At 64.6% G+C, this 22,381-nt stretch carries 14 protein-coding genes; 7 read left to right on the top strand and 7 right to left on the bottom strand.

Translation table 11 applies throughout. The features are described 5' to 3' along the window. Window positions 1–172 precede the first annotated feature (172 nt). Complete coding sequence (locus EFL26_RS22000) at window positions 173–916, top strand: hypothetical protein (protein ID WP_123225055.1); 744 nt, start codon at window positions 173–175, stop codon at window positions 914–916. 123 nt (window positions 917–1,039) lie between these two features. On the opposite strand, the gene EFL26_RS21995 is transcribed toward EFL26_RS22000, so the two are convergent. The 3 genes from EFL26_RS21995 to EFL26_RS21985 all read right to left on the bottom strand — a co-directional run bounded on the left by EFL26_RS21995 (window position 1,040) and on the right by EFL26_RS21985 (window position 5,811). Continuing rightward, a complete protein-coding gene (locus tag EFL26_RS21995; protein WP_281273825.1) occupies window positions 1,040–2,617 on the bottom strand; it encodes an AMP-binding protein in 1,578 nt (525 codons plus the stop codon). 97 nt (window positions 2,618–2,714) lie between these two features. After that, on the bottom strand, window positions 2,715–4,418 hold the full coding sequence (locus EFL26_RS21990; protein ID WP_123225054.1) for a CocE/NonD family hydrolase: 1,704 nt from the start codon (window positions 4,416–4,418) through the stop codon (window positions 2,715–2,717). Between the two features lie 718 nt (window positions 4,419–5,136). Further along, window positions 5,137–5,811 (bottom strand): TetR/AcrR family transcriptional regulator, encoded by a 675-nt coding sequence (locus EFL26_RS21985; protein ID WP_123225053.1) that lies wholly within the window; start codon window positions 5,809–5,811, stop codon window positions 5,137–5,139. A gap of 626 nt (window positions 5,812–6,437) precedes the next feature. On the opposite strand from EFL26_RS21985, the gene EFL26_RS21980 reads away from it, so the two are divergent. Then, a complete protein-coding gene (locus EFL26_RS21980; protein WP_123225052.1) occupies window positions 6,438–7,946 on the top strand; it encodes an APC family permease in 1,509 nt (502 codons plus the stop codon). 99 nt (window positions 7,947–8,045) lie between these two features. Further along, window positions 8,046–9,785 (top strand): CocE/NonD family hydrolase, encoded by a 1,740-nt coding sequence (locus EFL26_RS21975; protein ID WP_183408327.1) that lies wholly within the window; start codon window positions 8,046–8,048, stop codon window positions 9,783–9,785. 561 nt (window positions 9,786–10,346) lie between these two features. Here the strand turns inward: EFL26_RS21975 and EFL26_RS21970 are convergent. The 3 genes from EFL26_RS21970 to EFL26_RS21960 are packed head-to-tail and all read right to left on the bottom strand — an operon-like array spanning window position 10,347 to window position 13,560. After that, on the bottom strand, window positions 10,347–11,102 hold the full coding sequence (locus EFL26_RS21970; protein WP_123225051.1) for an SDR family oxidoreductase: 756 nt from the start codon (window positions 11,100–11,102) through the stop codon (window positions 10,347–10,349). Further along, window positions 11,099–11,869 carry an enoyl-CoA hydratase/isomerase family protein gene (locus tag EFL26_RS21965; RefSeq protein ID WP_123225050.1) on the bottom strand — a complete coding sequence of 257 codons (771 nt, stop codon included), beginning with the start codon at window positions 11,867–11,869 and terminating at the stop codon, window positions 11,099–11,101. Before EFL26_RS21965 ends, EFL26_RS21970 begins: the two co-directional genes overlap by 4 nt. Beyond that, the gene (locus EFL26_RS21960) at window positions 11,866–13,560 is read right to left on the bottom strand and encodes an AMP-binding protein (protein ID WP_123225049.1); all 1,695 of its coding nucleotides are present in this window, start codon (window positions 13,558–13,560) and stop codon (window positions 11,866–11,868) included. Before EFL26_RS21960 ends, EFL26_RS21965 begins: the two co-directional genes overlap by 4 nt. 753 nt (window positions 13,561–14,313) lie before the next feature. Between EFL26_RS21960 and EFL26_RS21955 the strand changes: the two genes are divergently transcribed. Together EFL26_RS21955 and EFL26_RS21950 are read left to right on the top strand one after the other, a co-directional pair. Beyond that, window positions 14,314–15,786, top strand: coding sequence for an APC family permease (locus EFL26_RS21955; RefSeq protein ID WP_123225048.1), 1,473 nt, complete (start codon window positions 14,314–14,316; stop codon window positions 15,784–15,786). Between the two features lie 134 nt (window positions 15,787–15,920). Beyond that, complete coding sequence (locus EFL26_RS21950) at window positions 15,921–17,588, top strand: amino acid permease (protein ID WP_123225047.1); 1,668 nt, start codon at window positions 15,921–15,923, stop codon at window positions 17,586–17,588. Window positions 17,589–17,899: 311 nt separating this feature from the next. On the opposite strand, the gene EFL26_RS21945 is transcribed toward EFL26_RS21950, so the two are convergent. Then, a complete protein-coding gene (locus tag EFL26_RS21945) occupies window positions 17,900–20,260 on the bottom strand; it encodes an ATP-binding protein (RefSeq protein ID WP_123225046.1) in 2,361 nt (786 codons plus the stop codon). Window positions 20,261–20,558: 298 nt separating this feature from the next. Between EFL26_RS21945 and EFL26_RS24590 the strand changes: the two genes are divergently transcribed. Then, complete coding sequence (locus tag EFL26_RS24590) at window positions 20,559–21,800, top strand: ferredoxin--NADP reductase domain-containing protein (protein ID WP_221177103.1); 1,242 nt, start codon at window positions 20,559–20,561, stop codon at window positions 21,798–21,800. Window positions 21,801–21,861: 61 nt separating this feature from the next. Continuing rightward, on the top strand, window positions 21,862–22,317 hold the full coding sequence (locus tag EFL26_RS24585) for a flavodoxin domain-containing protein (RefSeq protein WP_221177102.1): 456 nt from the start codon (window positions 21,862–21,864) through the stop codon (window positions 22,315–22,317). Window positions 22,318–22,381: the final 64 nt, after the last annotated feature.

Here is a 22,381-nt window from a genome sequence, read left to right as displayed (position 1 = left end):
ACAGCGTGCAAATTCGTGCACTATAAGAGACGTCATACCATCAGTGCATGCCTGCGCACTCGGGGACCACGGGCCGGTACGCGCCGACCGGTTCTCTTTCGCCCACGCCAACAGCACCCGCCACGCACCGCTTGGTAGGACCGCGTACGCGTGGGTCCATCAACCCCAGGGAGTGCGCACGGCGACCCTCCGCAGTCTTCGCGACGCCGGGTTCACCAAGCTGCGGACGTGTGTGTTCCCGCAGCCGTTCCTGTTCAACATTGACGAACCGGAGCTCCACCCGTTCGTGCGAAGCCATGCGGGCCGATTCGACCTTACCGGCTTCAACCCTTCGTACTTCGTGCAGCTGGAGAGCGCGGTCGACGACCGTCATGTGCCCTACGTCGTCCGCCGGCGATCGGCGTTCGCCAACGTATCGTGGTCCGTGGCCAACGAGTACGAGTTCGTCGATGCCACGACCGAGAGCGATTGGGAGCGTCTTGCCGGTCTGGTCGTCGCCAACAATCCCGCCCGTCACCTGCGGTCGATCCACAACTTCGTTATCCCCTACGACGCCGGCCGGGAATGGATCACCCACGCGAGCTTGCAGGCCCCCCGCCCCTATGTGGCGACGACCAAGGTCAGCAAGTGGCGTCGCGCAAGCCCCGTGGTCGTGGACGAGTGCGGTTACGAAGGCGACCTCGAGCACTGCTGGGGCGACCTGTCCGGCCGGGAACTCGTCCGCCGCTGCTGGGAATCGCCCGTGCGTGGCGGCTACGCCACTCACGGCGAGACGTACTCCCACGATGACGATCAGATCTGGTGGGCAAAGGGCGGTCGAACTAAGGTTGATGCCCCCGATTGCATCGCGGCCCTGCATTGGATGATTCGCCGAGGCCCCGGGCGGCGTTCTCGATCCCGTTGCGAAGCCCTATGACATTCCGCATGCCCGCGGCGGCGACGACTGCCAGTTGTTCTACCTCGGGTTCTACCAACCCGCCCTGTCACGCCTTCCAAGTTTCGTTGGAGTCAGGAAAGGCCAAGCTCGGCGGCTGTCTCCTCACGCATTTGGGACTTGCGGATCTTGCCAGTAACCGTCATCGGGAACTCCTCGACCACCTTGACATAGCGCGGGATCTTGTAGTGGGCCAGTTTCCCGCTCGCGAAGTCGCGCACCGCAGCAGCATCGAGCGCCTGATCGCAGTTTCACCCAGGCGCACAACTCCTCGCCGTACCGCTCATCGGGGACGCCGATGACCTGCACGTCCTCGATGTCGGGATGTGCGTGGAGGAACTCCTCCACCTCACGGGGATAGACGTTCTCGCCCCCACGAATGACCATGTCCTTGATGCGCCCGACGATGTTGCAGTAGCCGTCTTCGCGCATGACGGCGAGGTCGCCGGTGTGCATCCAGCCTTCGGAGTCGATGGCGTCGAGGGACTTCTCAGCGTCATTCCAGTAGCCGACCATGACGGAATATCCCCGTGTGCAGAACTCGCCGGGCGTTCCCCGTTCGACGGTTTCGCCTGTTGCCGGGTCGATGATCTTGATCTCGACGTGGGGGTGCGCGCGCCCGATGGTTGCGGTGCGCCGTTCCAGATCGTCATCGATGCGCGTCTGACACGCGACTGGCGACGTTTCGGTCATGCCGAAGGCGATGGAGATCTCCGCCATGTTCATGTCGCTCACGCAGCGCTTCATGACCTCGACGGGGCAGACCGCGCCCGCCATGATGCCAGTCCGAAGAGAGGTCAGATCGAATCGCGCGAAGTCCGGATGGTTCTGCATCGCGATGAACATGGTGGGAACGCCGTACACGGCGGTGCAGCGCTCGTCCTGAATGGCCTGGAGTGTGGCCGCGGGGTCGAAGCCGGGCGCGGGGATGATCATCGTTGCGCCGTGAGTCGTGCATCCCAGGTTGCCCATCACCATGCCGAAGCAGTGGTAGAACGGCACGGGAATGCACAGGCGGTCCTCAGCCGTGAACACGAGCAGGTCGGTCGTGATGTAGCCGTTGTTCAGGATGTTCCGGTGAGACAACGTGGCGCCCTTGGGGAATCCGGTCGTCCCGGACGTGTACTGAATGTTGATGGGATCGGTGTTCTGCAGCGTCCTCATCCGGTCGCGCACCACGGACTCGGGGAGGTGTTCCCCTGCAGCGAGAAGATGGTCCCAGTCCGTCGTCCCGACGAACACGACCCTCTCGAGATTGGGAACCTCTTCCGCGACAGCCCCCACCATGGAGCGGTAGTCGGAGGTCTTGAACTCCGTCGCAGAGACAAGGAGGCGTATTCCGGCCTGGTTGAGGACGTAGGTGAGCTCATGTGTCCGGTACGCCGGGTTGACGTTCACCAAGATGGCGCCGATCTTGGCGGTGGCGTATTGGATGAGGGTCCACTCGGCACAGTTCGGCGACCACATGCCGACGCGATCGCCCTTCTCGATCCCGACCGCCATCAATCCTCGGGCTGCTCGGTCGATGTCGGCATTGAGCTCCGCGTAGCTCCAACGTCGGCCGCTGGCCACCTCGACGAGCGCCTCCCGGTCGGCGTTCTCGGCCGCGACGCGCTCGAAGTTCTTACCGATGGTCTCTTCGATGAGCGCCGGCGTCGTCTCGCCGATGGCATGAGACTCCATAAGAATCAGTGTTCGCATCTCTCTGGGGTCCCTCGCAGGACCCATGCCGCCCAACCCCGCCCTCTGGTGAGCGCCGGGTCCAGGTGCCAGGGCCCGTTCACGCCTGCACCGCCGCGGGTTCCTCGGCCGTGATAGCGGGGATGACGGGTAGCACCAGCCGAGACGGGTGCTCGTTGTCGTGCAGAATGCGTTGCTGGGCTGCGCGCATCTGGGTGCCTTCGGTGACAGGCTCACCGGTGTTGAGGTTGCGGTCCCAGCGGGGGAAGTTGCTGGAGGTGACGTGGACACGAAGCCGGTGGCCGGCCTTGACCAGGACCGATGTGGACCACAGGTCGACCTCGACCTCCTCGATGCGGTTGGGTTGGGTTTGGACCCGGGTGATGCCGTCGACGAGGTTGCGTGAGACGCCGCCCTGGTCGACTTCGCACAGGCGGACCACCCAGTCGGTGGATGGGCCGTCGGTTGCTGCGAACAGAGTGGCGGTGACCTTGCCGGTGATCTCGACGTCGGTGTCCAGGGGCGCTGAGGTGAACACGAGGACGTCATCGCGTGCTTCGACCTCGCGCTGATCGACTGGTCCGGCTGGGTAGCCGACGCCCATGACGACGTTTCCGCCTCGAGTGAGGACGGGGTTGGCCGGGTCGTAGGTGAACTTCGTGCTGTCTGCGGAGGCGGTAGGTTCCTCCCAAGTTAGGGCAGAGTCGCTGGTGAGGTAGAGGGGGGTTGCGACCGTGCGCGCCAGGGGCCACTCGGGCTCGACCCGCCACTGGTTGGCCCCCATCGTGAAGAGCAGGACGCCCGACTCGTGGGCGGCGGTCGCCGGCTCATCCTTGAGCCAGTGGTCGAACCACTCTCGGTGGATTTGGGTGATGGTCTGTCCGCCGGGCATGGTGCTCATCAGTCCGTAGTTCACGTCGCCGATTCGACCGCCTTGCCATGCCGACACGTGGGTGTAGTGGTCGAAGGCGCCGACGATGATCCGGGCCGTGCGTCCACGTTGGCGCATGGCCGTGTAGTTGTCCAGAGAGCCCTGCACGAACACGTCGTACCAGCCAGCGATGCTCAGGGTCGGCAGCTCGATCGCGTCGTGGATGCCGTCGACTCGGCAGTCGGTTGTGGTCGCGGGGTCGACCAGCGCCCGGTCGACGCCGATGTCGGGGTGCCCGGTTCCCTTCAGCGCCGGCAGCGCCCCCGACGGCAGCTGCCAGTAGGTCTGCTCGTCGAGGGTGTCCATGGCGGTGATGGCGCCGACGACCTTGCCCATAGTGGTGTCGGGGTCCAGGCCGTCCTTTGGGAACTGTTCCATGGACATCATGAGTGTCCACCAGGTGTTGAGACCGTGCTCGATCGCTCCTCCGCGGAACATCAGCCCGTTCTCGGGGTCGCTCCAGGTGACGTTTGGCACGATGGTCTTCAAGCTCGGCGCGCCGGCAATGGCGGCGCTCCACTGCGTGCTGCCCAGGTAGCTGCCCCCGAACATCCCCACACGGCCGTTGCTTCCCGGCAGGTTGGCGGCCCACTCCACGCTGTCGTAGCCGTCATTGCGCTCGTACTTCCATGGCAACCACTCACCGTCGGAGGCGAACCGGCCTCGAGTGTCCTGGAGCACCACGATGTACCCGGCTTCCACCGCTTCGGCGAAGTCGAGCACCGTGTCCAAGCGGAACCGCTTGTTGTACGGCCCACGGCTCAGCAGCACCGGGAAGCGGCCCTCGCTGGCGGGCCGGTAGACGTCTGCCCGCAAGACAGTGCCGTCGCGCATGGGGACAGGCACGTCCAGCTCGATCTCGATGTCGCTCATGGGTGTGCTCCTCGGAAGTGGTTGATGGCGGCACCCCGTCGGGACGGAGGCCTCGAACGCGGCGCCGATCACGCTACCAAAACTGAGTACGAACGTACGAGAGTTCGTACCGAGCGAATATGGGCGGTGTTCAACTGGGCGAGTAGCCACCTGCCAGATCCCCCATCAGAGGTGAACCGCATGGCATCTGAGGGCTTCCCCCCGGCTCTTCCTCGAACGCCGTTGCGTAACGCGTCGGGCACCTTCACGGCGAGTACACCGACCCCGATTCCACCGCGCCGTGTTGTTCTGCAACCAGCAAGTCTGCGTCGGCGAACCTGAATGCCCGCGGTTGGCCCCGTAGCACGACGTGATCGATGTGCGGCTCGGCGCCTTTGGCAGTCCCTTGTTGTGCCTGGCTTGCCAACGAGTGCCCTAAGGGTGAGTCAGGGCATGAGGGTCTGGACTTCGGTGGTGTTGGGCCGAGGTGGTGGCGATGCTATGGGGTCCGAGCCCCTGTGCACGCAGTTGTTTGTCACTTGCGTAGGAGTTGGAAGACTCGTGGGGGAGTCCTGCCGGTTAGCCGGATTCCCGCGTCGGGAGCTCGTCCTAGGCAGGTCGACGACGCACGCAAGGGGAGGCCTTTCGCTGACCATCGAAAAAGCTGGCGGCGAGCCCGGCGACTGAACCACCGGATCTGCCGCGGAGCGCGCGCACATGCCGACGAGCCGGCCTACCCTTACGTCGCCGGCAGATCGCTCCGCGTCGGTCGACTGGCTCGCCGGTCTCCGTCGATCGCCATCGCCTGCAACACGAGCGTGCTTAGTTCGTGGTAGGCGTCGCCGGAGGACAGGCCAGTTCGCTCGAGCAGTTGGCCGTGCATGATCCCGTCGATGAGGAGTCCGACCGATTCGGCCACGAACTCGGCGTGGACTGGCCTCAACATCTTGGCCTTTACGCCTTCATGGATCAGCTCCCGGACCCGTCGGGCCGACGCACGCGCGTTGAGCTGGTAGATCATGCCTGCCGTCTCCGAGGCCGTCATGTCGCTGTAGCAGGCGGGCGACATCTGCCTCATGCGATCGCCGATCGATGCGAGGTAGACCGCGATTCGGTCCCTGGGATCCTCGACCCTGGCGACGCTGTCCTCGACGTACGTGGTCGCCTCGCGGAAGAAACACTTCATGGCGGCCGCGACCAGCTGGTCCTTGCCGGGAGCCACCGCGTAGAGCGTCGACTTCGAACATCGCAGTCGGGACGCGATCTCCTCGACGGTCAAGGAACTGAAGCCCTCGGCGAGGAACATCTCCAAGAGCCGGCGCAGCATCTCCTCGCGGCGGGCCTCGGCCAGCCGTCGCCTTCCGCCGGCTGGCGTCGAACGGCCAATCTGGCGCGTCCTGGGGTCCGCTGTCATCCACGCTCCTCGACGGTGCACACCTGCATCTCGGTATGGACGTACTCATGATCGTACCGACTGCATGACCGTACCGACCCGTCATAGTTCCTCGCAGGATCGGTCTAGCACGATCCGAGGCAACAAGGTACGATCAGCCTTCCAAACGTACTCAATATCGTACTGATCAACGCCCGTGCACCTGCGGCGCGCGCCATGAACGAACGTCGGGCCCACCTAGTGGACCGACTCAAGATGCCTAAACTTAACGTGGGTAAAGGGAGCGCGCCCTCTGTGCTCGCGTCGCGAGGTCCATGCTTCGGACAGGTGTGCCAAAGCCGCGCGCGCACGCACAATCTGCGGCTGTTCCCGAAGCGTCTGAACCCGTGACGCGTGTCGGACGCGGAGCCGGAAGAATGATGCCCGCCAAGTGTTGACATCAGGTCTCGACTTAATGTTCATTAACGCTGTGACCGTCCCTCACGTAGTCGACACGTAGCGAGTCCTCGGGTAGCCCGCGTCAGTCGGATATGGATGAAAGGCGACTCAATGACCGAGTTGGTGGCTGACCAACTTGCACGACCCGGAAGGCTCTGCTGGCACTCAGCAGGCCCGCATAGCCAATGTCGCGATAGCGAGGAGCATTCATGAGCCCCGATTTCCGAGCAGCAGATTCAACGCTGCCGCCTCCTACTGGCCTCGCGCAGGGACAAGACAACGACGTGCAGGCTGCGAAGGGTGACACGCACACGCTCGAGGGGCATATGGGCACCTTCGAGTTGATGATGACCGTCTTGGCATTCACGGCACCGATCGTGGTGGTGGTGGCGTTCATCCCGTTCGTCCTGGTCTTCGGCGGCATCGGCGCCCCTGCCATCTTCGGCATCGCTGCTGTACTGCTACTGTTTTTCGCCGTCGGTTACACGACGATGTCTCGTTTCCTCCCAAATCCCGGGGCGTTCTACGCTTACATCACCGCGGGTCTGGGGCGACCGCTCGGATTGGCGTCCAGTTTCATCGCCGTCTTCGGCTACGTGATGATGGCGGTCGGCACCTATCTGTTGCTGGGCGTGGTTGCGTCCTCCCTCGTTGATACGACGTTCCACGGGCCGACGATCACGTGGTACTGGCTGTCGCTGGTGGGTGTCGCGCTCACCGGAGTCCTGGGCTATTTCCGAATCGATCTGTCCGCGAAGGTGTTGACAGTCGCGATGCTCTGTGAGGTAGCCATCGTCGCCATCTTCGACCTGGCGGTCTTTCGGGATGGAGGCCCGCAGGGCCGCTCACTCGAGCCCTTCACATTGCACGCCGTGACGTCCGGTTCCCTCGGGCTGGGACTCCTGTTTGCCGCGGGATCCTTCCTTGGGTTCGAGGCCACCGCGATCTTCAGGGACGAGGTCAAGAATCCGTTGAAGACAATCCCCAGGGCTACTTATCTCTGCGTCGTCCTGATCGGTGTCCTCTATGTCGTCACGTCGTGGCTGACCACGGTCGCCTTCGGCCATTCGAAGACGCTCGAGGTGGCCTTCAAGGACCCGTCGGGCATGGTCCCGCACGCGGCAGAACAGTATGTGGGGGTCTGGGCCAGAGACGTCGTGACGATCCTCGTGGTTTCCTCCGCGTTTGCCGCGGTGCTGTCGGTTCAAAACATCCTGGCCCGCTACATCTTCTCCTTGGGCACTGATCGAGTCCTGCCGAGGGCCCTGGGCAAGGTGCATCCGACGCACGGCTCGCCGTACCTCAGCTCGCTCTTGATTACTACAGTGTCGGCGATCGGCGTCCTCCTCAGCGTCGGGGCCGATCCCATTGCGCTGTACGCCAAGATCGCGGGCATCGGTGGATTTGGCCTGATGCTGCTCATCTTCCTGACCGGCGTGTCTGTCGTCGCCTTCTTCCGACGCCATCCCCAGCACGCCGCACATGCGACCGTCTGGCACACGGTCGTTGCCCCGCTTCTTGGCTCGGCCGGCATGGGTGCGGTGCTGTACCTCTCCATCACCCACTTCAAGCTCGTGACCGGTGGCTCCATGGAGGAGGCCATCATTCTCCAGGTCGCCCTCTGGGTCATCTTCGTCGCTGGCCTGGTTGCCGCCGCAGTGTTCCGTTCCACCCGTCCAGACACCTACGCCCGGATCGGTCGGCAGAAGGTTGGCTGACCAGCCTGCTTGGCCCTGCTTGGCCATGTAGTCATGCCCCTCGGCACGCAGGCGTGAACGACAACGACTATTGAGATGAGAGCGAAAGGTTTGGCAGCGGTGAGCTTCCGAGTTGAAAAAGACGTGATGGTGCCGATGCGAGACGGGGTCGAGTTGGCCACCGATCTGTGGCTCCCGGACGGCGGGCCGTCACCGGTGCTCTTGGTGCGCCTTCCTTATGGCAAGGACCTGATTCCAGGCGACATCACCTGGCCCACACAGCCGAACATCTTCACGTTGCTCGAGGCCGGCTACGCGGTGGTCTGGCAGGACTGCCGCGGGGCGTTCCGCTCCGGTGGCGACTTTGACCCCACGGTCAACGAACCGGACGACGGCGCCGATACCATCGCCTGGCTCATGGAGCAGCCCTGGTGCGACGGCAACATCGGCGCCTACGGCCACTCCTACCTCGGCATGGTGCAGTGGGCCAGCGCGGCGGAGTCGCCCGAGGGCCTCAAGGCCATCGTCCCCACGGAAACCTCGACCGACTACTACATGACTCCGTGGTACTCCGAGGGCGGTGCCCTGTCCTGGCACACGACCTGGTCGTGGACAACACTGATGACAGTGTTGGCCGCACAGACGGCGCTCGGCTCAGGCGGTGATTTCGAGGCCTTGATGGAGGCCGCGGACTTGATGGGGACTCCGGATCCGCACTTGGAACGGCTGCCCTTGAGCGACCAGCCCGTGTTCGAAAAGAAGTGGCCCTGGTGGTCGGAGTGGCTCGCGCATCCCGAGCGCGACGAGTGGTGGCGATCTCTTGCGGTTGACGAACGACCCGGCGACGTCACCGTGCCGGCCCTGAACATCGGCGGGTGGTACGACCTATTCGTCGGCAGCACCGCGCGGACCTTCACCCGGATGCGCCGCGAAGCCGGCACTAGCGAGGCTCGCGAAGGTCAGCGGCTCATCATCGGGCCCTGGGACCACATCTCGTTCACCGGCGCCTACCACGACCGCCAGTTCGGGTTGATGGCCGACATCGCCATGGCTGACCTCACTGCCGCACACATCGCCTTCTACGACCGCTACCTCAAAGGTGATCTCGATGCGCTGGCCGGGACGTCCCGGGTGCGAATCTTCGTCATGGGCATCGATGAATGGCGCGACGAGCAGGATTGGCCGCTTCCGGACACGAAGTACACCGACTACTACCTCCACGGAAGCGGTCGTGCCAACACCGCCGACGGCGACGGCGTGCTGTCGACCGAGCCGCCGACCACCGAGGCAATCGACAGCTACGAATACGACCCGTTGAACCCGGTACCGACTCTCGGCGGCCGCGTCATGATCCCCGCAACCGTCAACGGCACGGGGCCGGTCGATCAACGACCGGTCGAAACCCGTGAGGACGTGCTCTGCTTCACCACAGAGGAACTCGAGCACCCGGTGGAGGTCACCGGCCACGTCTCGCTGGTGCTGCATGTGGACTCAACCACGCCAGACACCGACTTCACCGGCAAGCTCGTCGATGTGTTTCCGGACGGGAGAGCCATCTATCTGACCGACGGAATCCTGCGGGCTCGGTATCGCAACTCACTGGCCCAACCGGAGCCGCTCGAACCTGGAACGGTCTACGAGGTGGAACTGGACCTGTTGGTGACCTCCAACGTGTTCCTGCCCGGGCACCGGATCCGACTGGAGGTCTCCTCGAGCAACTTCCCCCGCTTCGACCGCAACACCAACACCGGAGGCGTAATCGCACACGAAGGCGCCAACGATGTCGTGGTCGCTCACAATCGCGTCCTGCACGGCCCCGACCATCCGAGCCGACTGATCCTGCCCATCATCAGCCGCTAAGACGTGAGGTGATCGGCCGCGCGATGGGCTGGGGAAGGTGGAACTGTCCACGTCGGCCCCACACTCGTTGACTCCAGCGCCCGAACGGTGCGTGTGCGGCTGAAGACGTCAACCGTGGCTACGGTCCTCGCCGAAGCGAGGCCAGCGGTGATGCGAAGAGTTGAGGAGCGGTGTCTAGCCGCTCCTCAACTCTTCGACGGCCAGAAAAGGCAGTCGTAGCCCCTACGACAAAACATCAGAGGTCAGAGCCGTACCCGAAGATTGCCCAAGCCGCCGGACGAAGGGCCAAGACGTCCTGTTCAGAGGGCAAATCTGCATCCGTGGCGAGGGCTGTTCCGGTTGGCCGTGTCGCGGCGAACGGGGACGGTAGGGCCCCTGGAGAGGCTCGCCCGACGTGACGCCGTACCTGCAAGGAGAGAAAGGGCTTTGTCCTCCCGTGGGCGGGTGCAGGTCTGGACGGCTCTTGGTAGATGTCGAGCGGTCTGCCCACCATCTGTTCGGCGTCGGTCGCATATGTCTCGGCGACAGCCGCTGATCCGCGGACGCCGTCCTTCCTGAGCGCTAGCGGATTGAGGAACCGATGCCGATGCCGCCGTCGACGTCCAGGACGACACCGGTGATGTAGCCGGCCTCGCGCGAGCACAGGAACGTGGCCGCGGCAGCGATGTCCGCCGGCTCTCCGACGCTTCTCATCGGCACCTTGCCGATCAGCTTGTCGCGAGCGGGCCCGTTCATCGAGGCGAGCATCGGAGTGTCGATCAGACCGGGGGCGATCGCGTTCGCGGTGACGCCGTGGCGCGCTCCCTCCAGGGCGAACCCGCGGGTGAATCCGACCACACCCGCCTTTGCAGCGACGTAGTTGGCCTGGCCGAAATTGCCGCGCCAGCTCATCGACGAGAACGACAGGACGCGCCCGTACCCGCGCTCCTTCATGTGCGCGAAGGCGGCCTGCGTGCAGTAGAAGGTTCCGGACAGGCTGACCGCGATGACGGCGTGCCAGTCGTCGACGCTGATGTTCTCGATCCGGTTGTCGCGGATGATGCCGGCGCAGTTGACCATGACGTCGAGACGGCCATGACGGTCCGCGATCCCGTCGATCCAGCCGCGCGCCGCGACCGGGTCAGCGATGTCAAGCGTGCTGCAGGACAACCGCCCTGTCGCGTCGGCCGCCACGACATCGGCCGCGGCGCTTTCGTTGAGGTCCGCTACGTGCACCAACGCCCCCTCGGAGGCGAATCGCTCGGCCATGGCCCGCCCGAGTCCCTGCGCGCCGCCGGTGACGAGGACGACCTGGTCGGTGTATCGGGAGAAGTTCATGATGCCTTTCGGTTTCCTGCGAGGAAGGTGCGCAGCGCTGCCGGAACGTCTTCGCTGGACCAGTGCTGCTCGAAAGCGTCGAGCTCGCGGTCTCGGTCGGAGGTCGTCAGCGCTTGCTGGTCTGCATTGATGAGCTGCTTGTAATGGCGGCGGGCGGAGGCTGGAACGCCGAGGAGTTGCTCGACCACCCGGTCGGTTGCCTCCGACAGCTTCTGCGCGGGGACGACCTCGTGCAACCACACGGCCAGGCGCGGATCCTCCGCTGTCAGGGAGCGTCCGCTGAGCGCCATCCAGGTCGCGGTGGCGCGTCCGATTGCGCGCTCCATCCGCGCGCTCGCACCGCCGCCGGGCAGGAGGTTGTTGCGCACGTGGCCATCGCCGATGAGGGTCCCTGTGGCAGCCAGCACGATGTCGCAGGCAAGAGCCAGCTCCATGCCGCCGGCGATCGCGTGCCCGTGGAGCGCGGCGACGAAGACGACCGAGCTGCGCTCCATTGCAAGGGTGAGGTCCCAGATGGAGGCCAGGAATGCCCGCGGGGTGTGGCTGGGGTCGGCGCCGTAAGTCTGGAGGAACTTCAGGTCCGCTCCCGCACAGAAGCTCGGCCCCTCACCGCGGAGCACGACGACCTCGGTCCCTAACCGCTCCTCCTCCGGCAAGGCGGCGGTCAGTGCTTCGACCAGGCCAGGGTCCAGGGCATTCCGTACGCCGGGTCGGTTGAGCGTCCAGGTGGAGCAGCGGTCACGACGCGAGACGATCAGATCGGTCACCGGTCCGGCACCGGTTGTTTGCCGGCGGCCGCGAGGGCCTGGCTCTGCTGACGCAGCACGGCTCGCTGTATCTTGCCGCTTGGGGTCTTGGGAAGGGCATCGACGAGGGAGACCAGCCGCGGGTAGGCGTGGGCGGCGTACTTCGTTCGGACCCACTCCTGGAGGTCGAGAGTAAGCGCGTCGGGGTCCTCGACGGGGCCGGACGGGACGACGTAGGCGTGGATCACCTCGCCGCGCACCTCGTCAGGTGCCGCGACGACCGCGCACTCCGCCACGCCGGGGTGGGTGACCAGGACGCTCTCGACGTCGAAGGGGCCGATCCGGTAGCCGGCCATGAGGATCACGTCGTCGTCTCGCGACGAGAAGCGGATCAGGTCGTCAGCACCGAGCGAGGCCAGGTCGCCGGTGATGTAGTACCGACCGTCCCCGGTGAAGCGGGAGCTGCGGTTGTCGCGATAGATCCCGTAGCCGGTGAAGGTGAAGAAGGGACTCTCGGCGACCTCGACCGCCAGCCGGCCGACCTCCCCGGTCGCGGCAGGCGCGTCGGCGTCGTGCTTCAGCACCGTCATCGACCAACCTGGCAGGGAGGTGCCCATGGCGCCGGCAACGACGTCGATTGCCAGGTCGGGATGGTGGGGGAATCCTGCCGGCATGCCGAGCTCGGTCTGACCGAAGTGGTCGTGGACGGCTACCCCGAACCGGGCCGTCGACCATTCGATGACCTCTGGCGTGAGCGGCTCACCTGCACTCGAGAGGCCGCGCAGATGGGGGAGTGGGGTCCCGTCGTCGACGGTCCGCAGGGCACGAAGTGCCGTGGGCGCCGCGGTGAAGTCCGTGACCCCCAGTTCGGAGAGGACCCGCCATGTCAGGGCGGGCTTGAAGGTCCCGCACGTGAACACGGCAGGGATGCCTGAGGCAAGCGGTGCCACGATCAGCAGGTAAAGCCCGTACGCCCAACCGGGGTCGGCACCACACCAGAAGACCTTCCCCGGATTGATCGCGAGCTCCAGGTAGGACTGCCAGCCGGCCGCATAGGCGAGCGGATGGACCACGACCTTGGGCTTGCCAGTGGTTCCAGAGGTCGCCATCTGGACGATAGGAGCGTTGGGTCCGCGCACTGGGACGTCGGAGGTCCAGCGCTCACCGGCCGTGATCGCGGCACTCAGGTCGGTCAAGTCGGTCTCCAGCGCTGGCGCATCGGTTCGTTCGTTGGCCAGCATGATCGTGCAGTCGAGCCCGTCGACCTTCGGGAGCTGGTCCCGGTCGGTGACGATCAGGCGGACATCGGCCGCGGCGACGCGGTCGGCCACCGCGCCAGCCGCGAACGCGGTGAACAGGGGCACGTAGACCGCGCCCAGACGCCAGATGCCGAGGATCAGCACGGGAAGGTCAGGTCCCTTTCCGAGCAAGGAAGCAACGCGGTCTCCAGCCTGGATCCCACGAGATGCCAGGGCGTGCGCGACCCGCTCGGACCGAAGCCGCAGCTCGCCGAAGGTCATCTCCGAGACCTCGAGGTCCTCGGAGACGAACCGGAACGCGACCGAGCCTGGATCGTGCCGGTCGCATAGCAGCGCTGGAGCAGAGGCTTCGGGGTCGTGGAAGTCGTTCAGGATCGCAGCTAGCCGCTCACGGATGAACGGGGACGCGTCGTGCGGTCCACCATCGGCCGGCGATAGTGATCGGTGCGTCATGGAACTCCACCTTAGTACGTGAGCGGGTACGTTCGACGGCTATATCGTACCCGGCAACTCTCGCGCGGCGCCACAACCGGTCGACTGGTGGACGCGGACGACCGCGGGGTCGTTGACTCAGTCGAAGAAGTTCGGTACCTTGAATGAATCCTAATTAAGGTTCGGAGTTGGCATGCTTGAGATCGAGGACAACCACTGTGCTCGAGCTGCAGGGTCGGATGTCGGCGGTGCTGACTCGCCATGGTGCTGGCTGGACTTTGAGGGCGTCCTGTTCGATCACACCTGATCATTCTTGAACCGGTTGACGCGTGTTGGCTGCGAGAATGTGGTTGCCATATCCGGCATCGGGAAGCGCAGCCGACAGCTCGGCTGGCATGTTGAGGCGGGCCGGACCAGCAGTCGCCCGCCAGTGGCTAGGGCCCAGCTGCCGGTTTCAGGGTCTTGGCTGCCTGATCCCCTAACGTCCTGCGCCCTGCAATCTGGTCGCACGGGACTCCCGGCAAGTGGCGTGTGAACAAGCGCCCCTCGCTGGGTCGCGCCAACTGGGGTGTTGTGGACCCGCGGGCGGGGAGACGGACGGGCGTCGAGACGAACGAACTCGCCGGGATCGGACATCTCTTGGTCGCAGGGTATTGACATGAAGGCTCGACTTAATGTTCATTAAGGCCAATCGCGAGTGACCTGCCTCACGGCCGGAGACAGACAGCGAGCTTGGTCAGCCCACGCCATGCAACGTGCACGAAAGGCATCTCTATGAGCGAGTTGGTAACCACCCCGAGCGCCGCCCCTCCGGACCGCGCCTCTGACGCACGCCCGGCGCGCCGTGAGCACCTCGAGGGACGCGTCGGTGTCATCGAGCTCGTGCTCACCGTGCTTGCGTGGTCTGCACCAATCGTGGTCGTCACCGCGTTCACGCCGATCATCGTCATCTACGGTGGCGTCGGCGCGCCGCTGGCGTACGCCGTGTCCATGGGCGTCCTGCTGCTGTTTGCAGTCGGTTACATCGCGATGACCAACCACATCAGCAATCCGGGAGCGTTCTATGCCTACATCACGCAAGGGCTCGGTCGGGTGCCCGGGTTGGGCGCCAGTCTGGTGGCGCTTCTGTCCTACTACCTGATGGGCTTGGGGACCTACACCTTCTTCGGCGCCATGACCTCCAGTGTGGTCGCCGAGGTCCTTGGCGGGCCAACACTGTCTTGGCACGTGTACACCCTCGGTGGGATCTTCCTTGTGGGAACGCTGGGGTACTTCCGCATCGATCTCTCAGCGAAGGTTCTGGGCGTGGCGATGTTGCTCGAAGTGCTCATCGTCTTGATCTTCGACGCAGCGGTCTTTTTCCAAGGCGGAGAGCACGGACTCGCCCTGGACTCGTTCGCTCCTTCGTCACTGAGCTCGTCGGGAGCGCCGATTGCGATCCTCTTCGCTGCGACTTGCTTCGGCGGATTCGAGGCGACCGCGATCTTCCGAGAGGAGACCAAGGACCCTCGCAAGACCGTTTCTCGTGCGACGTTCGCAGCGGTGCTGTCGATCGGTGTCTTCTACATTCTGGCCACCTGGTGCCTCATTGCTGCCTACGGCTCGGACAAGGCGCTCGGCGCTGCCACCAGCGATCCCGTCGGCATGTTCCCGGCGGCGGTGACGCGGTTCGTCGGCGCGTGGGCAAGCGACGCGGTTTCGATCCTTGTCGTGACCTCTGCCGCTGCGGCGACACTCGCATGCCAGAACATCATGTCGCGCTACAGCTTCTCCCTCGGCGTCGACCGAGTAATGCCTTCCGTCCTGGGAAGGGTTCACCCCCGACACCACTCGCCGTATGTGAGCTCGCTCGCTGTGACGGCCCTGATGACGATTTCCGTGTTCGTGCTGTGGAACCAAGATCCGTTGGCGCTTTACGGCCGGATCGCGGGCACTGGTGGGTTCGGCGTGATGTTGCTGATGACTCTGACCAGCGTTGCGGTGGTCGTCTTCTTCCGCCGTCGCGGCAACCTGGGGTCCGCGGTTTGGCAGACCCTCGTCGCACCAGTCGCTAGTGCGCTGGGTATGGCAGTGGTCCTCTATCTCGCGCTCACGCACTTCAAGTTGATGACCGGCGGGTCCACCCGCGAGGCGATCCTCTACCAAGTGCTCGTTTGGGGCGTCTTGGCGTTCGGTATGCTCCTCGCCCTCTTCTACCGGGCTAAGCGTCCTGAGGTATACGCCCGCATCGGCCGCCAGCGCGGCTGACGCGCGAGCGACTGACGGGGGCACGGGCAACGACGACCTGCGCCCCGGGCCGAGAACCGGCGACCAGTCATCCGCGTTCCCGCACAGGTTCCTGTTCCTGGGCGCTCTAGCCACAGCTCACGCACTCAACCAAAATGGACGAGTTGGAAGGTTTCCGCATGTTGCATACACACGGTGACGACGACAAGCACCTCGTGCAACTCGGGTACAAGCCCCGCCTGGAACGGTCCCTCGGCGTATGGCATGCGTTCTCCGTTTCGTATGGGTGGGTCGCCATCCTGACGGGAATTTCGGCACTGTTCTTCCTCGGCTACAGCACGGGCGGTCCGGCGTTCTTCTGGGTGTACCCGATCGTTGGACTCATCACGACCCTCATCGCGCTCAACCTGGCGGAGATGGCCGCGCAGGTCCCCGTCGAGGGGTCGATGTACCAATGGTGCAAGCATCTGACCGGTTCGAGGTTCATCCCTTGGCTGACCGGCTGGTTCCTCATTGCCGCCATGTTGGTGACCGTCACGGTCGTCGGACCGACGTGGCAGCAGGTGCTGACGAGCGTCTTCCACCGCTTGCAGTTCGTCGGCGGTCCGGACGATATCGGCACGTCGGTCACGCCCTCGGGTGCGATCAATGCGATCATCCTTGGCGGCATCGCGCTCGTCCTCCAGATGATGATCAATATCGTCGGTGTGCGCTTGATGGCACGGGTCGCCGCCGTCGTCGTCACGATCGAGATCATCGCGGTCTTTGCAGTCGTCATCGGACTGGCCGTCCATGTGCACCGGGGGCCCGGCGTCGTCTTTGAGACCAATGGCCTGGGCGCGCACGACAAGTTCGGCTATCTCGGCGCATTCCTCGTCGCCGGCATTGCTGCTGCGTATGTGTTCTTCGGCTTCGAGAACGCCGCGATGGTCGCCGAGGAGACGAAGGACGCGCGCAGGGCTGGACCGACTGCGCTCCTGCGGGCTCTGGTTGTCTCGCTCGCGATGGGTATCGTTCTGGTGCTACTAGCCCTGATGTCGGCCAAGGACCTCCAGGCGCCACAGTTGTCGACAACTGGCTTCCCCTACGTGATCCAAAGCGTGCTGGGCGGGACCTTCGGAGACATTGTGCTGATCGCGATCGCGATCGCTGTGTTCGGTGCCGGCACGGCGATCATGGCTACCGGCGTGCGGATCATCTTCGCCATGGCCCGCGATGGCGCACTGCCGTTCAGCCGCACCCTTGCGCACGTGTCGACGAGGCATCACACCCCGGTGGTTCCCACGATCCTCGTCACCGTCGTGGGACTCGGGCTCCTGGGCGTCAACTACGGCAACCCGCGGATCTTCGGCACCATCGCAGCTGTCGTCATCTTGCTCTTCTACATCACGTACCTGTTCGTCATGGTCCCGATGCTGGTTGCTCGCCTTCGCGGCCGTTGGCCGGTCGAGCAGAGGCACGGCTACTTCTCGCTCGGTCGATACGGCTTGGCGTCGAACCTGCTCGCTGTGATCGGATGTGCCGCAGTTGTCGTGGATGTCGCTTGGCCGCGAGCCGCGATCTACGGCAACGACCACTGGTACCTGCAGTACGGCGCATTCGTCGTGGTCGGCCTGCTCTTGGTCACGGGGGTCACGTACTACTGGTTCAAGCAGCGCGAGTCCAGTTTCGGTGTCGTTGTGGATGAGCACCGCCCTGATGAGAGCGACCTGGTGCCTGAGCGTGCGGACCCCCCGGCGTCGGCGCGCTCGCCCAAACTCAGCCCCACGGGCGACGTTGATCTAGGCGCGGCTGCAGTTCGAGCCAGCGAGGCCCAGGCATAAGGTTGCGCGGTCAAGATGAGCCGAGCCGGGTGAGCACGCTGCGGGCCTTCCGCCGAGGGCCTTTGTGGGCCATTGTGTTGAACGTCCTGCGGAAGCAGGAATCGTGATGGAGCTTGAGCTCGATGACGCCGGCGAAGCTGAAGGACGTGACCTCGGGGACGTGGTAGACGTCGATCAGAGCCAGCGGTGGTCGGACTTCGAGGGTGTGCTGTTGGACAACAGGTGACGCGGGGAGCGGCGCGCGCTAGACGTAGTAACCAGAGGCGTCGCGTTTGATGGGTGGCGGGTCGCACGCCGGGCCAGTGGCACGTTCAGGCGTCGCCACCCCGCCGAGCTCGCTCCGACACGACCCATGCCGCCACCTGCGCTCGAGACTTGAAGCCCAGCTTCGTGAGGATGTTCAGCACGTGGACCTCGGCCGTCCTGGGGGAGATGACGAGGTCGGCCGCGATTTCTCGGTTGCTCAAGCCCTGCGACACGAGTTCGGCGATTTGTGCCTCCCTCCTTGTGAGTGAGGGCAGCGCGCCCGTTGACTTGTGTGATGCACTGGCAGTTTTGACGCGCGATTCTCCGAGCGCCTCGGACAGAATGTCGTCCTCCTCGAGGGCAGCGCCGTCTTGCATCCTCGTCTCGAGGCTCTCGGCACCCAGCCGCCCCTCGACCGTCGCGACGCACTTTTCGTGGTAGACGCTCAGGTCGTGCATGCCATAGAAGGGTGGGACGCCGGCCTGTTGCCACCCGGCTGCCCGCCAGAGTTCGACGACGGCTCCGAGAAGGCGTGCGGCCTCCTTGTCCTTCCCCGCTGCCGCGGTGGTCCACGCCAGAAGTTCGACGGAGAATGCGATGACCCAACGCTCCCGTAGCGCCCTGCCGATGCGAAGTGATTGACTTGCATGCGCCGCGGCCCGTTCGACATCACCGCGTTGCCATGCCACCAGAGCCAGACCCCAGAGCAGATATCCCTTGTACCAGGTCTCACCGCGCTCTTCGCAGCTGATGATCCCCTCGCGGTACAGCATCTCGGCGCGGTCGGGTGATCCGCTCAGGGAAGAAACGGCGGCTAGAAAGAAGGTGGTGTCGATGGCGCCCACCAAGTCGTCGTTCGCCCGGTGTGCATCGAGCGCCTCTCCGAACAGCCGCTCGGCGACTCGCAGATCGCCTTCGCACATGGCGGCCATCGCGCGCACCTGCGTAACCCAAGCGATGTTCGAGCGGTGGCCTTGCTCCTCTGCGACGGCCTGAGCGGACTCGATCAGAGGCACCGCTGCAGCGAGGTCCTCCTGCTGTACGCAGATGTATGCACACATCGCCATCGCCCGCGCCCGCGCGGTTGTCATGAGGGAAGACGATGCGAGTCCCCGCTCGAACCATCGGCGCGCCTCGTGGGTCTGCCCGCTGGCGATCCAGAAGAACCACAGATCCGATGCCACGTCCAGGCCGGAATCGACCTCGTCTGGGTTGTCGAGACTGGCATCGAGTGCGGCTCGCAGATTGCTCTGCTCGAGCTGAAGCCTTTCCAGCCACGTCGTCTGCCGGGTGCTCAGCCAGTCGACCCCGGCCTCATGAGCCATGTCGATGTAGTAATTCCGGTGCCTACCTCTAAGGTCTGCGCGCTCTCCCGCGGTATCGAGTTGCTCCAGCCCGAACCGGCGAAGGGTTTCCAGCATTCTGTACCGGATTCTGCCGGCCTCCTCCTGTGCCGTGACAATCGATTTGTCCACCAACGCGGTGACAGTGTCCAAGACCGACGCGCGGTCCAATGGTTGCCCGCTGCATATCGCTTCAGCGGCCGCGACGTCGAAACTGGATGGAAATATCGACAGGCGCGCCCATATGGTGCGCTCCACCTCGCTGCAGAGGTCCCAACTCCAGCCCACGAGTTCACGCAACGTACGGTGCCTTGGCAGGGCGCTGGGGCTGCCGCCCACCAGCAACCCGAAGCGGTCCTCGAGCCGCTCCAGAAGATCGTGCACGGAAAGCGCGCTGACTCGCGCTGCAGCGAGTTCGATGGCAAGCGGAATCCCGTCGAGGGTCTCGCAGATCGCGGTGATGGCTGACGCAGTGCTGTCGGTCAGTTCGAAACCTGGACGTACCGCTTGGGCTCGTTCGACGAACAGATTCAGGGCCTCGTAATGAGCGAGGCTGGCAGATTGCACGACGGCGCCATGATCGGGAACGGTCATCGGGGGCACGCGGAAGACGTGCTCTCCCGTTACACCCAGCGTATGCCTGCTCGTGCTGAGTATCCGGAGATGTGCTGATTGCCGGAGCAAGGCGTCCGCCAGCTGAGCGCAACGGTCTCTGAGGTGGTCAGAGTTGTCCAGGATCAGCAACAGGTTCTTGTTGGCCAGGTACTCGCCTAGAGCAATTGAGGGTGACGTCGCTCGACGGTCGTGGAGGCCCAGCGTGGCAGCGATGACTTGGTCAAGCAGTGCCGCATCCTCCAACTGGGCCAAATCTACGAACCACGTGCCGTGGGTGAACCCTCGAGCAAGGGTGGCCGCGGCCCGCAATGCAAGCCGCGTTTTTCCGGAACCACCTGCTCCGGTCAGCGTCACCAGGCGCGAGGAGCCGAGTAGTCGCTGCACCTCATGAAGCTCCTCACGCCGACCGACAAAGCTGGTCAGCTCGGCAGGAAGGTTGCCCTTGGTGGGCGCTGAGGAGGCCGACATAGCAATAAAGATGCTACTTCTCCCTCCAGATGACGCCGCGGCTCCGATTGCCTGCACGGGACCGATCTACGTGTGACTTCTACGTGCATTCCCAGATGTCCTCGATCGAGAAGTCCTCCACTCTGGCAGACGAAGCGAGGGTGATCGGTGTCACGCGATGTTGTCTGGGTCACTCGGCGCTGTTACATTAACGTTCATTCAAGAACACTGTGGAATGCCTTCGATCCGGATCCGCTGAGCAGAAGGGGTAGCCGTCGTGAACCGACCGCCAAGCGGGAGTTCCCCGACGATCGCCGTCGTGGGAAGCGGCCCATCGGGTTGCTACACCGCGCAGTTCCTCAGGAAGCTGTGGCCTACCAGCGAGATCGCCGTATTCGACGCGCTGCCCGCCCCTTACGGCCTTGTGCGATACGGCGTCGCTACGGACCATCAGGGCGCCAAGGCAGTGACGTGCCAATTCGACCGGCTCTTCGAACGGGACCGGGTTCGGTTCCTCGGTAACGTGCGGATCGGCACCGATCTGGACTTCGCGGAACTGGTCGAGGCGTTCGACATTGTCGTCCTGGCCACCGGCCTGATGCAGGACCGTCCGCTTGGTGTGCGGCAAGATCCCCGGGCGCGGGTGCTCGGTGCGGGCATCTTGCTCCGCGGGCTCAATGGCTACCCGGATCTGGGTCGCTCGCCTGAGTTGAGCGCCCCTCTGGGAAGTCGGATCGCGATCGTCGGCAACGGCAATGTCGCCATAGACGCACTGCGCCTGCTGGCGAAGGACCGAAGCGCCCTGGCTGGGTCGGACGTGGACGATCGGGTGCTGGACCTCCTGCGCCCCCTACCCGTCGAGCAGATCGAAGTCATCGGGCGTTCGACCGCCTCGAACGCAAAATTCGACCTCGCGATGCTGCGCGAGCTCGGGCACCTGTCGAACGTCGACCTCGCCATTGGGGAGACGGCCGGCGACGAGGAGAATCCAGTCATCGGCCTCTTGCGCGACCTCGCCGCTTCTCGAGACAAGGCGCGTGGGGTTGAGACCGGCGAGGAAATCCAGGTGACCTTCCACTTCGGTCAGTCTCCGACGGCTGTGACGTACGCCGACGGTCGCGCGGTGCTGGAGACAGAAGGGACCGACGACGCGTCGCGGATCAGGCGGTACGAAGCGGATTCGATCATTACTGCGGCCGGGTTCGTTGCGGGTGACGACTCTGCCCCCGTCTCGTGGAGCGCACCAAATGTGTGGCGTGTGGGATGGCTGCGCCGGGGTGCCCGCGGCACGATTCCGGAGAACCGACGCGACGCGTCGCAGATTAGCGAAAGCATCGGTGCGGCCCTGCGCGAGGGCCTCCTCGCCCCCGGGAAGCCGGGCCTGTCCGCCGTCTGGTCGCAGATCGCCCCGTTCGTCGTGGAGTTCGACGACTGGCGCAGGCTCGACGAGCACGAGCGCGGGCTGGCTCTTGACAGTCGCTGCCGCAGGAAAGTCACCGACTTGGACGAGATGGTCGGCGTCGCCGTCGGTTCTGGTCGTCCGGCACTCCAGTCGACATAGCTCAGGGACCTCGTCGGCGCTCGACGAGTCCCGGTCAACCCAGCATGAAAGGACACCATACGTGGGACCGATTCAGATTCTTTTCGGCACCGAGTCAGGCAACGCGGAGATGGTCGCCGATGACATTGCCGATGCTCTCGAGGGCAGGGGGCTCGAGCACGAGGTCAGTGCCATGGAGAACTTCGAAGTCGACCTACTGACGTCGGCCGACTTCGCCATCTTCATCACCTCGACCTACGGCGATGGCGAACTCCCGATGACCACCGCTCCGTTCCACGACGCATTGGTGACCGCGAAGCCGGACCTTCGGTCCCTGCGGTTCGCTGCCTTCGGGCTGGGAGACCGGACCTACGACACCTACAACAACGCCGTCACGGTGCTCGCCAGCACGTTGACCGAGCTCGGGGCGACCCAGGTCGGTGAGACCGGCCGACACGACGCATCGGGCGGCGAGTCCTACAGCGACACGGCGCTGGGTTGGTTGAAGCAACTGCTCGACGACGTGGCTCTCGACTAGTGCGCAAGCTCGCACCGAGGAAGGCAGACATGGGGCTCGACGTGCCCTGCCGCAACGTGGAATG

The sequence above is a fragment of the Nocardioides pocheonensis genome, assembly GCF_003725535.1.
Lineage (GTDB): Bacteria > Actinomycetota > Actinomycetes > Propionibacteriales > Nocardioidaceae > Marmoricola > Marmoricola pocheonensis.
This window is presented reverse-complemented; position numbering and strand designations above follow the sequence as displayed.